Origin of the sequence: Tenacibaculum adriaticum, assembly GCF_008124875.1 — a bacterium.
In the GTDB taxonomy this organism is placed as follows: Bacteria; Bacteroidota; Bacteroidia; order Flavobacteriales; family Flavobacteriaceae; genus Polaribacter; species Polaribacter adriaticus.
The window spans coordinates 652,710-664,592 of sequence record NZ_VNIA01000002.1; the positions used below are offsets into that span (position 1 = coordinate 652,710).

11 protein-coding genes are annotated in these 11,883 nt (G+C 32.2%); 10 read left to right on the forward strand and 1 reads right to left on the reverse strand.

Annotated elements, in window-relative coordinates:
* The first annotated feature begins 4 nt into the window (after positions 1-4).
* The 7 genes from C7447_RS08375 to C7447_RS08405 all read left to right on the forward strand — a co-directional run bounded on the left by C7447_RS08375 (position 5) and on the right by C7447_RS08405 (position 8,418).
* The gene (locus C7447_RS08375) at positions 5-2,500 is read left to right on the forward strand and encodes a heavy metal translocating P-type ATPase (protein WP_148870047.1); all 2,496 of its coding nucleotides are present in this window, start codon (positions 5-7) and stop codon (positions 2,498-2,500) included.
* Positions 2,501-2,504: 4 nt separating this feature from the next.
* Positions 2,505-3,296, forward strand: a complete 792-nt coding sequence (locus C7447_RS08380; protein WP_027879802.1) for a cation transporter — start codon at positions 2,505-2,507, stop codon at positions 3,294-3,296.
* Between the two features lie 26 nt (positions 3,297-3,322).
* A complete protein-coding gene (locus C7447_RS08385) occupies positions 3,323-3,805 on the forward strand; it encodes a DUF305 domain-containing protein (RefSeq protein WP_036122983.1) in 483 nt (160 codons plus the stop codon).
* Positions 3,795-5,573 (forward strand): efflux RND transporter periplasmic adaptor subunit, encoded by a 1,779-nt coding sequence (locus tag C7447_RS08390; RefSeq protein ID WP_148870048.1) that lies wholly within the window; start codon positions 3,795-3,797, stop codon positions 5,571-5,573. Before C7447_RS08385 ends, C7447_RS08390 begins: the two co-directional genes overlap by 11 nt.
* Before the next feature lie 32 nt (positions 5,574-5,605).
* Positions 5,606-6,100 (forward strand): heavy-metal-associated domain-containing protein, encoded by a 495-nt coding sequence (locus C7447_RS08395; RefSeq protein WP_115839041.1) that lies wholly within the window; start codon positions 5,606-5,608, stop codon positions 6,098-6,100.
* A gap of 1,110 nt (positions 6,101-7,210) precedes the next feature.
* The gene (locus C7447_RS08400) at positions 7,211-7,651 is read left to right on the forward strand and encodes a DUF6943 family protein (protein WP_036123372.1); all 441 of its coding nucleotides are present in this window, start codon (positions 7,211-7,213) and stop codon (positions 7,649-7,651) included.
* 125 nt (positions 7,652-7,776) lie between these two features.
* Positions 7,777-8,418 carry a DUF6266 family protein gene (locus C7447_RS08405; protein WP_054851354.1) on the forward strand — a complete coding sequence of 214 codons (642 nt, stop codon included), beginning with the start codon at positions 7,777-7,779 and terminating at the stop codon, positions 8,416-8,418.
* A gap of 241 nt (positions 8,419-8,659) precedes the next feature.
* On the opposite strand, the gene C7447_RS08410 is transcribed toward C7447_RS08405, so the two are convergent.
* The gene (locus C7447_RS08410; protein WP_148870049.1) at positions 8,660-9,772 is read right to left on the reverse strand and encodes a LytTR family transcriptional regulator; all 1,113 of its coding nucleotides are present in this window, start codon (positions 9,770-9,772) and stop codon (positions 8,660-8,662) included.
* 229 nt (positions 9,773-10,001) lie between these two features.
* Between C7447_RS08410 and C7447_RS08415 the strand changes: the two genes are divergently transcribed.
* From C7447_RS08415 to C7447_RS08425, 3 genes are all read left to right on the forward strand, one after another.
* On the forward strand, positions 10,002-10,850 hold the full coding sequence (locus tag C7447_RS08415) for a hypothetical protein (protein ID WP_148870050.1): 849 nt from the start codon (positions 10,002-10,004) through the stop codon (positions 10,848-10,850).
* Between the two features lie 257 nt (positions 10,851-11,107).
* The gene (locus C7447_RS08420; protein WP_148870051.1) at positions 11,108-11,446 is read left to right on the forward strand and encodes a cytochrome c; all 339 of its coding nucleotides are present in this window, start codon (positions 11,108-11,110) and stop codon (positions 11,444-11,446) included.
* Between the two features lie 4 nt (positions 11,447-11,450).
* Positions 11,451-11,882 (forward strand): OB-fold protein, encoded by a 432-nt coding sequence (locus tag C7447_RS08425; RefSeq protein ID WP_148870052.1) that lies wholly within the window; start codon positions 11,451-11,453, stop codon positions 11,880-11,882.
* The last annotated feature ends 1 nt before the right edge of the window (position 11,883 follow it).

Here is an 11,883-nt window from a genome sequence, read left to right on the forward strand (position 1 = left end):
AACAATGACACACACATATTACATACACGGAATGACCTGCAACGGTTGTCGCAGTCACGTTGAGGAAACGCTCTCTAAAGTAGGAGGTGTTTCAAAAGCAACAGTCGATTTAGATAAGGCAGAAGCTAACATAGAAATGGAATCACATATTCCCATAGAAACATTTCAAGAAGCCTTAAAAAAGGATGGTGGTACATATAGCATTCATAAACAAGGTGAACACCATCAGCATTCAGAAGCTAAAAAGGAAAAGCAACCTAAAGGTACAGGCATATTTTATTGTCCTATGCATTGCGAAGGCGATAAAATCTATAACAAACCAGGTGATTGTCCTGTTTGCGGAATGGATTTGGTGGAAGAACAAAATCTATCAGCAACTTCAAAGGAACAATGGACGTGTCCGATGCATCCAGAAATTGTAAAAGAAGAAGCAGGTTCGTGTCCTATTTGTGGGATGGATTTAGTGCCAATGAAAGCAGATAGTTCAGCAGAAGAAAAAACGTATAAAAAGCTATTAAAGAAATTTTGGATTGCCACAGCATTTACCTTGCCCATTTTCTTAATGGCTATGAGCGAAATGCTCAATAACAATCCGTTGTACGATATAATGGAACAGAAATATTGGAACTGGATTCAGTTTGCATTATCAATTCCAGTAGTGTTTTATGCCACTTGGATGTTCTTTGAACGTGCCTATAAAAGCATTAAGACTTGGAATCTCAATATGTTTACACTTATTGGGATTGGTGCAGGTGTGGCGTGGTCGTTTAGTGTTTTTGGTATGTTCTTTCCAGACGTATTTCCAAGTCAATTTAAAACAGAATCAGGTGAAGTTCACGTCTATTTTGAAGCAGCAACTGTGATTTTAACGTTAGTGCTTTTAGGTCAATTGTTAGAAGCTCGTGCACATAGTAAAACCAATTCGGCAGTAAAAGAACTGTTGAAATTAGCACCTAATAAAGCCATTAAAATAGTAGATGGTGAAGAAGTTGAGGTCAGTATTGACGAGATAGAACTTAATGATATTTTAAAAGTAAAACCGGGTGATAAAATTCCTGTAGATGGTGTCATTACGGAAGGCAATACAAGTATTGACGAATCAATGATTACAGGAGAACCTATTCCAGTAAACAAGGCTGAAAATGATAAAGTAAGTAGCGGAACAATTAATGGGAATCAATCCTTTTTAATGAAAGCCGAAAAGGTAGGAAGTGATACGCTATTATCGCAAATCATTCATATGGTTAATGATGCCAGTAGAAGTCGTGCACCTATTCAAAATTTAGCTGATAAAGTTTCGGGTTATTTCGTGCCAGTTGTAGTTATCATTTCGGTACTCACTTTTATTATATGGTCAATTTGGGGTCCAGAACCTGCATACGTCTATGCGTTGGTCAATGCAATTGCAGTACTAATCATTGCTTGTCCTTGTGCTTTAGGTTTAGCAACACCAATGTCTGTAATGGTTGGTGTGGGTAAAGGTGCTCAAAATGGTGTATTGATTAAAAATGCTGAAGCTCTTGAAAAAATGGATAAGGTAAATACGCTTATCGTTGACAAGACAGGAACAATTACCGAAGGAAAACCAACAGTTGAAACCGTTGGAGCTTTTAATGATGCTTTAAACAAAAATGAGCTACTTCAATACATCGTTTCATTAAATACCAATAGTGAACATCCTTTGGCAGAAGCGACAGTTAAATATGGAAAGGAACATAAAGCTGAAATAATAAAATCTGAAAACTTTAGTGCTGTCACAGGAAAAGGTGTTGAAGCTATAATAAAAGATAAAAAAGTAGCATTAGGAAATCCTAAAATGATGGAATATGCCAAAGCAGATATTACTTCTAAAATGAAAGACGAAGCAAAATCTTATCAAAAACAGGGTAAAACAGTTTCTTATTTGTCAATAGATGAAACCGTTGTAGGATATGTAGTTATAGGAGATAAAATAAAAGAAACAAGTGCCAAAGCGATTAAAGCACTTCAAGATAAAGGCATTGATGTTATAATGCTTACAGGCGATAATCACGATACTGCAAAAGCAGTAGCATCAGAACTTAATCTCGCAGATTTTAAAGCCAGTATGCTACCAGAAGATAAACTCAAAGAAGTAGAGAAACTGCAAGAAAAAGGGAAAGTGGTTGCTATGGCAGGTGATGGTATTAATGATGCACCAGCATTGGCAAAAAGTGATGTAGGTATTGCAATGGGAACAGGAACAGATGTAGCGATAGAAAGTGCTATGATAACTTTAGTAAAAGGCGATTTACACGGTATTGTAAAAGCAAAAAATTTGAGTAATGCTGTAATGAAGAACATTAAGCAAAACCTATTTTTTGCACTTATCTACAACACTTTAGGTGTACCTATTGCAGCAGGTGTGTTGTTTCCATTCTTCGGAATACTACTCTCGCCAATGATAGCAGCTTTAGCAATGAGTTTTAGCTCGGTTTCGGTAATAGGTAACGCATTACGATTAAGAACAAAAAACATTTAATTATATGCAGAAAACAGTTTTCAAAATATCAAAAATGGATTGTCCTTCTGAAGAAAATCTAATTAAGATGAAGCTATCTGATATAGATGGTATCAAACAACTTGATTTTAATTTAGAAGAAAGAATCTTAACACTATATCATAATTCAAATGTAAATGAAATTGGTAATGCCTTAAATGAATTAAAATTAAATGAAAGTTTAATCAGTTCAGAAGATACAGACACAATTATTACTGAATCTACAAGGAGTCAATCCAAACTGTTGTGGACAGTTCTAATCATCAATTTTGCATTTTTTATTATCGAAATGAGTACAGGACTTATTTCAAAATCAATGGGATTAGTTGCTGATAGTTTAGATATGTTGGCAGATTCATTTGTTTACGGATTGAGTTTAATAGCGGTTGGTGGTACAGTTTTAAAAAAGAAACGGATTGCAAAATATGCAGGCTATTTTCAGATAACACTTGCAATTATCGGAATCGTTGAGGTAATACGTAGATTTTTAGGCTATGAAGCTTTACCTGTATTTTCAACAATGATTATAGTTTCAGTATTTGCTTTGATTGCAAATGGCATTTGCTTGTACCTCTTACAAAAATCTAAAAGTCAAGAAGCACATATGCGTGCCAGTATGATTTTTACCTCTAACGATATTATAATAAATCTTGGCGTAATTACAGCAGGCGTTTTAGTCAATTGGCTGCATTCTGGTATTCCAGATTTAATTATAGGAATCATTGTATTTGGATTGGTGATACAAGGTGCATTCAGGATATTAAAATTAAGTAAGTAAAAAGTTTAACTATAAAATCAAAAAATATGGAAAATTCAAAAGAACACTCAAACAAAGGAAATTACAAAACCTTCTTTATAATGTTGGCTTGCTCATTTGTAGCAATGTACATAACGATGTATTTAAACACCTATTCCATAGACCACGTATGGTTTAGTCTAACACGATTCTATATGACGTGTTTAGGGATTTCAACAATGGCAGTAATAATGTGGTTTTTTATGCGAAAAATGTATAATGATAAAAAGAAGAATATCGCAATACTCGCAAGTAGTTTCATTCTGTTTGTTGGTGCATTAGGGTTGGTAAGAACACAAGCACCCATTATTGGTGATGTCCTTTGGATGAAAGCAATGATACCACATCATTCTATCGCTATTTTAACAAGTGAGAGAGCAGATATTCAAGACCCAGAAGTTAAAAAATTAGCAGAAGACATTATAAAAGCACAACGTAAAGAAATAGAAGAAATGAAAGCAATGATAAAACGATTAGAGAATGAAAAATAATAAAATAGTCATATATATTGGCATACTCGTAGTAGGTGTGTTATTGGGTTGGTTGCTTTTTGGTGGCTCATCAAATGAAGAAATAGACCATAATCACGATGCGGTTGCAGCAACCAATCAAATGTGGACGTGTTCTATGCATCCACAAATTATGCAACCAGAACCAGGCGATTGTCCTATTTGTGGTATGGATTTAATTCCTGCGGAAAGCGGAAGTGATGGCTTAATGGCAGACCAATTTAAACTAACAGAAAATGCGATGGCATTAGCCAATATTCAAACAACTGTTGTAGGCAAGGGAAATGTTGAAGGCAACACCATAAAGTTATCTGGTAAAATTGCTGAAAACGAAGAAGCCAATGCAGTACAGGTAAGTTATTTCGCTGGAAGAATTGAACGTTTGAATGTGAGTTTTACAGGCGAAGAAGTTCGTAAAGGTCAATTATTGGCAACCATTTATTCGCCAGAACTCTATGCAGCACAACAAGAATTAATCACAGCAGCTTCTTTAAAAGAATCTCAACCTGCTTTATACAAAGCAGTCCGTAATAAATTGAAATTATGGAAACTCTCTGAAAATCAAATCAACCAGATTGAAGAAACAGGAAAAGTAAAAGAAAACTTTCCTGTTTATGCAACCGTTTCGGGTACTGTTACAGAAAAATTGGTAGAGCAAGGCGATTACATCAAACAAGGACAACCCTTATTAAAAATTGCCAATCTCAACACAGTTTGGGGAAACTTTGATGTGTATGAAAATCAGATTGACCGCTTTAAAAAAGGACAGGAAGTGATGATAACAACCAATGCTTATCCTAATAAAGAGTTTAAAGGTAAAGTAGATTTCATTGACCCAGTTTTAAACACGAAAACAAGAACTGTAACCTTACGTGTTGTTTTAAGCAATAAGGACGATGTATTTAAACCAGGAATGTTTGTAACCGCAAATATTGAAGGCAGTACAGCTAAAAATGATGAAGTATTATCAATTCCTGCATCTTCTGTATTATGGACAGGTGAACGTTCTGTGGTGTACCTTAAAACAAATCCAGACCAACCTATTTTTGAAATGCGTGAAATTAAATTAGGCAATCAAATTGGTAATGAATATGAAGTTGTAGAAGGTTTATTTGTTGGAAATGAAATAGTGACTAACGGAACATTTACGGTTGATGCAGCAGCACAATTACAAGGCAAAAAGTCTATGATGAATAAAGATGGTGGTAAAGTAATGACTGGACACGAAGGTCATTTAGGTATGGATAACAATGCATCTAACAAAGAAAGTGACCACACTAATATGAATGAGCGTTTGGAAGTATCAGAGAAATTTCAAGAGCAGTTAAATAGTGTTTACAATGCGTATATCAATTTAAAAGATGCTTTAGTAAAAGAAGATTCAATAAGTACTTCAGCAAACGCAACAACTTTATTAAATAAATTGAACAAAGTAGATATGAAATTGTTGTCAGATAATAAGGCGCATAACCATTGGATGTCATTAGAAGGCGAAATAAAATCTTCTGCAACTTCAATTTCTGAAACGTCCGATATAAAATCACAAAGAGACCATTTTAAACATTTATCATCACATCTAATCAATGCTGTACAACTATTTGGTATCAATGAAAAGGTCTATGTAGAATTTTGTCCAATGGCAGATAACAATAATGGTGCTTATTGGTTAAGCAAAGAAGAAAAAGTAATCAATCCATATTTTGGCGAAGCAATGCTAACCTGTGGTGAAGTAAAACAAGTAATAGAATAATAAATCAAGTAATAACAATTAAATTTTAAACAATGAATTTTTCAAAGAAAAATCACGAACACAAAAACAAAAATGTAATCGACGTGAGTAAAAAAGTAATTTTAAGTGTAGCTGTAATTGCAGCATTAGGTTTAACAAGTTGTAAAAACGAAACCAAAAAAGAAACAGAAACCACAACTACTGAAATGTCAAAAGATATGGCAATGACAGACCTGTCTTTTGGTGTAAGAGGAAATTGCGGAATGTGTAAAAACACTATCGAAAAAGCAGCTAACGGTGTTGAAGGTGTTGCAAGTGCTAATTGGGATGTCGATAAAAAGAAGATTGATGTGTCTTTTGATGATACAAAAACCGATGCAATGGCAATCCATAAAGCAATCGCAGCTTCAGGATATGATACCGAAAAAGTAGCAGGTGATGAAGAAGCATATGATGGTTTACCAGGTTGTTGTAAATACGACCACGAAATGATGATGAATCAATCTGGTGAAGAAAAAAGTGATGACCATTCAAATCACGACCATTAGGTCAATAATGAAAGAGTCTTTTTCGGAAGGCTCTTTTTTATTCCCCACAACCCAAAACCCAGTTTTTTCGCTTGCCTTGGCTTGAGCCTGTCGAAAGCTCAAAATCCTCTGTCTTTTGTGTTGTTCCGCTCACCAAACAAGTTTAGCGTTTTTTTCGTCTTTAAGGTAATAGCATATTACAGCTTTGGTTTTCATAAAATCAAACCAAACTGCAAAAAGCTATTCTGTTATTATTTTATCATAAAACCCTAAACTCACCCAAGCTATGTTACATAATACAAGTTATAGTAGCAAACGGCACTTTTCAAAGGTTTGCTATCGCAGTATTAATGCATTTTGTAGCTATAACTGGTATTATGTAAAATATCCGCTATTCCAACGCGCACTTCCGTACATTAAACCACATTTTGAACTAACATTAAACATTTGAACATTTTAAGGTTTCCGTTAATTGATAATAATATTCGTTACCTCATTCAAGCTGCACAAAACCATCGTTAAGTCCAAGTATTCCTTACCTCAAGTCTTTGTTTGTTTCATTTCGTTAACAAATATAAAAGTCCACTTTTCCCCACCACCCAAGTCAGCGGTTATAAAAAAATAGGTTTATAAAGTGTAGTAATACCCCATAGCATATTGCTTTTTCTCGTGCCTCAAAAAAAGCAATTAGCTATTGTCTAAAAGTCCTGTATAAGTAGCTTGTTTAAATGCTGTTTTATCAAACAACTATTTAAAACGCTACCCATACAAACGCTTCATCCAACACTTAATAACAAAATGCAACCTATTTTTTTAAGTGTTAATTCCCCAGAAAAGTTAAAGGCAATTTCAATCAAGTTTAAACCAATTTGAAATATTAAAATAAAAAAAGATGGCAAATATATGTGGCTACCTCTGCCAACCGCACAAGGCTATAAAGGTCAAGCCCTACGGGTTTTGAATAAAACTTTTTTCAATACCTTTTTTTTTGATTTAGTCATTCAATAAAAAAACTTTTATCCAAAAACCTTGACAGCCTTACCCACGCCACAACAACTATGGCTATCTTTTTTCTTTTCAAAAAAAAATAATGGCGCGAAGCGTAGCGAAGCAATTTTAAATTGGATAGCTATGTCAACTTTTGAACTAAAAACACACCAAGTCGGAAAAGCTTACTCAAACCCTCATTTTTTTATACTAAACAAAGGGCTAAACAGCGGAAAACCACTCTTAAAATCCTGTGCTAACTGTTTCGTTGTCACTACTACAACAGAAGAGGTAAAACACACACTTTTTAACTTATCTATGATGTTACAAATAGGCGGTTTTTACGCTTACCATTTAAAAGGAAGTGTTATTCCGTTTATTTCAATAGATGATTGCAGAAATACTCTAAAAAATAGTTTTATATCATTAATAAATAATGAATTTCAATTGCAAAAGCATATTAATATAGTGTCAGCGATTAGTAAAAAAGAAGCCGAACTTCAAAAAGTCATTTCAAAAATGGCAGATTTGAAAGTATCATACATTCAAAGTTTATTTTCTAAAATGCAAAAAGAAGCAATCTAAAGCAACAAAATCCATATCTAACGAATAGCATAAAACTTGCCATATATTCAGTCGGAAGGTACAACTTCGTGTTAAGTCCGTACCAAGTCCGAAGAAAAATAAGTTTCATTTAAATTATTTATGTTATGGGTAAAATTTCCCAAGGTATTTTAGGAGGGCTTTCAGGTAAGGTTGGAAACGTTATCGGTGGAAGCTGGAAAGGAATTGATTACATTAGAATTAAACCCTCAAGTGTAGCCAATCCAAGAACTGTTGGTCAAGTAAACCAAAGAACAAAGTTTACTGCCACTTTAGAATTTTTACAGGCTGTAAAGCCTTTTATTAAGTTAGGGTATAAAGGATTAGCAGTTAAGAAAACAGAATTTAATGCTGCAATGTCGTATGTGTTGAATAATGCGATTACAGGTACAGAACCTAACTTTGTTGTTGACTATCCAAACGCTTTAGTAAGTCGCGGAGGTTTATCTGGTGCGTTAAACCCGACGACTGATTTAGCAACTGCTGGAGAAGTAACTTTTGGGTGGGATGATAACTCTGCCGAAGGTAACGCAAATGCAACTGATAAAGCGATGTTGTTGGTTTACAATCCCTCAAAAAAGGAATCTATTTCTTTACTTGATGGAGCAGACAGAACAGTAGGTTCTCAAATTGTTTCAATCCCAACAACTTATGCAGGAGATACGGTAGAGTTATTTATGGCGTTTATTACTGCTGATGGTAGTCAAGTATCAAACAGTATTTATTTAGGCTCTGGTACAGCTAATTAATGCTTGGTGTTTTTATTTGGAAACCGCTCTAATCGAGCGGTTTTTTTTGTGCTATATTAGTAGCTCAATTTATTGATGTTTACTCTTTATTTATTCTTTTTATGTATTTTTTGCACCCTATTTGTTGCCCAAATGCCTTAACGTCAATAGACATAAGGATAGTTAAATATTGCATCGGGAAGTAATCATTATATCTATTTTATTATAACAATTGCTTTATAAAATCATTTAAAAATATTACTTAGTTATTTAACCAAACTTTAAATTCTGAAGCTTTATTCTTACTGATAATAATATCTATTGGGTCTTCAGGTAAAACTTCTATTTTTAACTGATTATTTCCGTATCTCAAAATTTTATCTATAGCATTTATTGATAGAATATATTGTCTATTGGCCCTAAAAAAAAATGTTTCATCTAAACTAGAATAAATTTCATCAAGACTACTATTAGTGTTTGATTTCTTACCGTCTAAACAAACAATATAAGTTATAGTGTTTTTCGTGTATATATAAGCTATCTGTTCTATTAAAAGAGGGACAAGTTCATTCTTTGAATATGTTAGAATCCGTTGTTTATTATTTCTCTTTTCAATAATTTTATCTTGAATTTCGTTAGTTTTAACTTTACTTTTATATTTTATTAAATCGTGATTTAATTTTGAAAGATTTAAAACTTCATTAGAAAGTTTTTCATTCTTTAGCTCTAGTTTTTTTTCATACCTACTTCCAATTAATCGTACCATTAGTAAAGAGAGTAATACAATTAATGTCCCTGTTATTACATATACAGTAATAAAATTTTTCTTTAGGTTGTTAATTTGCTTTTTAATCTTTTGTGTATTTGCGTGTGCAGCTATAATCCAATCGGTGTTTTTAACAGGAAATACATATATAATTTCAGAGGATCTGTTTTGTTCTTTAAATGTTCTAATTCCGCCACCTTCTTTTTTGTTTTTCAAATAATGATAAAAGTCTTTAGAATTGGTATTGTCATCTATTGTAGATATAAATGATTCTTCAGGAAGAGAGTATTTTCCAACCCTATCAATATTAGGATGACAAATTTCTTTTCCAGACCAATCATACATACATATAAAACCAGTTTCATTATCTGTGTTTTCTATACTTTTTTGAATATTTTTTATAACTTCTTTTTCATTTATATTACTAGATATTTGAGAAGAAATCATACTTGAAATTTCTTTAGCTTCTCTTTTACTTGATTCTATTTGAATTTTAAGAAATTGCTCTGTACTAATATCTACAAAATAGTTCATATTAAAATATCCTATCGCATAAACTATAAATAGTAAGGATAGAAAAGTGAAGAAATAAAGCTTGTCTTTTTTCATCGGGGGCTAACAAATTTTATTCAAAAAATATTTCTATCCCAAATTTAGTTAATCGTTATATAATATAACAGGTAAAAGAATGATTATTTAAATATCTCTTCATTTTATTCAATCCTTTTTTTTCCTTTTCATTACCAATTTTTTCCCTTTGGCAAACATTTTCAACAACAAAACAGAATATAACACCTTAATTTGATGGACATTAAAAAATAACTAAATAATTTAAATAATGAAAAAGACAATCAAAAAAACAGCCTACTTATTTATGGTATTTATGATGATACTACAAAGTTGTAGTAATGACGATAATAATGATCCTATACCGTCTCCTCCTGCTGATGTAGCAACAGTTAAATTGACTACCAATTCTACTTTAGGAAGTATTTTGACTGATTCAGAAGGAAAAACTCTTTATTTCTATTCAAAAGATACTAAAGACACCTCAGAATGTTTAGGAGGGTGTATTGATCTCTGGCCTGTATTCTATTCTGAAAATCTAGTGGCCGATAATGGTTTAAACGCTAATGATTTTAAAACAATTACACGTACAGATGGAGTAAAACAAACTACTTATAAAGGGTGGCCTTTGTATTATTTTGATAATGATAATATTGCTGGTGATATAAATGGAGAAAATGTAAATAATATCTGGTTTACAGCAAAACCAGATTATTCATTAATGTATGTAAAAGCACAATTAAAAGGGCATGATGGAAACAACTATACAAGTAATTACACTGTAGGAGATGAAGAGACCAGTTATATTGTAGATATTGAAGGTAGAACACTTTATTCTTTTATAAATGACACAAATAACACAAATACTTTTACGACATCAGACTTTTCAAATAATAGTGTATGGCCAATAGCAGAGATTACATTAGACAAAATACCAAGTATCTTAAATGGTGATGATTTTGGAACAATCGATGTATTTGGAAGAACTCAATTAACTTATAAAGGATGGCCTTTATATTATTTTGGACAAGACACTGAAAGAGGAGATAATAAAGGAGTTAGTTTCCCAGCTCCAGCTGTTTGGCCAATTGCAAATATAAATATAGATATAGCTCCTTAATTAAGTAAACAGGTACATAACAAGTTTTACTTATTATCGCCAAATTAGTTAAAGGAGAGATAGAAAACGGAAAGCTATAAGTTATTGATATTTTAAAAAAAAACTATATAAATAAAGATTATGTTTTACTATACTTTCTATTTCTCCTTAGAATGAATAAGGATTGGTTTATTATATAGTTTCTGTTTAATTTTTAAAAGGAATGGTAAAAAAAATCCTTTTAACATGTAAATTTTATAAAAATGAAAAATGAAAAAATGAAAAAAACATTGATGTTAATCATATTCTGTGTTGCCTTTTATTCTTGTGAAAATCATGTGCAACAAGATGAAGAACCCGAAATTATTGATCAAGATGAATGTAACCCTGATACATCATTTGCAAATATAATTAAGCCAATAATAGATAATAATTGCGTTCGCTGCCATAATGGAAATCAATTTCCAGATTTAAGAACCTACCAGGGAGTAAGTGCAAATTCTGGTATAGTGAAAGAACAAGTTGTAAACAGAACAATGCCTATTGGAGACGTTTTAAGTAATGATGAAATTAATTTTATAAAGTGTTGGGTAGAAAGTGGAGCGCTAAATAATTAGTAAAATGAGTAAAAAAAAGATCTTAATTTTTTTAGTTTTATCAATTATTATAGTAACATCTCTCTTTATATATAAAGAGTATAATAAACCGCATATAAATGTTGCTAAAGCTACACCTAAAATAGTTATAAATTCTCAACAGATATTAAAAGAGTATCAAGAGAATGAGAATAAAGCCAACACAAAATACTTAGATCAAATCGTACAAATTAGCGGTAAGGTATCTAAATTGGAAGCTACAAATGATAACCGCATCATCATAACTTTAAAGAATGATGATAAATCTGCAATAAGTACTGTTATTTGTCATCTTACATCAGAGGAAAACAATAAATTAAAGAAACTAAAGGAAGGTCAAAATATTATTGTTAAAGGTATCTGCACAGGATATTTAATGGATATTATTTTGATTAGATGTGTCCTTGTAAAAATTTAAA

Excerpts from the sequence above, each read along its gene's own strand:
- C7447_RS08375 (WP_148870047.1), top strand. The coding sequence starts at position 5 with ATGACACACACATATTACATACACGGAATGACCTGCAACGGTTGTCGC.
- C7447_RS08405 (WP_054851354.1), top strand. The coding sequence starts at position 7,777 with ATGGGTAAAATTTCCCAAGGTATTTTAGGAGGGCTTTCAGGTAAGGTT.
- C7447_RS08390 (WP_148870048.1), top strand. The coding sequence starts at position 3,795 with ATGAAAAATAATAAAATAGTCATATATATTGGCATACTCGTAGTAGGT.
- C7447_RS08380 (WP_027879802.1), top strand. The coding sequence starts at position 2,505 with ATGCAGAAAACAGTTTTCAAAATATCAAAAATGGATTGTCCTTCTGAA.
- C7447_RS08400 (WP_036123372.1), top strand. The coding sequence starts at position 7,211 with ATGTCAACTTTTGAACTAAAAACACACCAAGTCGGAAAAGCTTACTCA.
- C7447_RS08425 (WP_148870052.1), top strand. The coding sequence starts at position 11,451 with ATGAGTAAAAAAAAGATCTTAATTTTTTTAGTTTTATCAATTATTATA.
- C7447_RS08415 (WP_148870050.1), top strand. The coding sequence starts at position 10,002 with ATGAAAAAGACAATCAAAAAAACAGCCTACTTATTTATGGTATTTATG.
- C7447_RS08410 (WP_148870049.1), bottom strand. The coding sequence starts at position 9,772 with ATGAAAAAAGACAAGCTTTATTTCTTCACTTTTCTATCCTTACTATTT.
- C7447_RS08385 (WP_036122983.1), top strand. The coding sequence starts at position 3,323 with ATGGAAAATTCAAAAGAACACTCAAACAAAGGAAATTACAAAACCTTC.
- C7447_RS08420 (WP_148870051.1), top strand. The coding sequence starts at position 11,108 with ATGAAAAAAACATTGATGTTAATCATATTCTGTGTTGCCTTTTATTCT.
- C7447_RS08395 (WP_115839041.1), top strand. The coding sequence starts at position 5,606 with ATGAATTTTTCAAAGAAAAATCACGAACACAAAAACAAAAATGTAATC.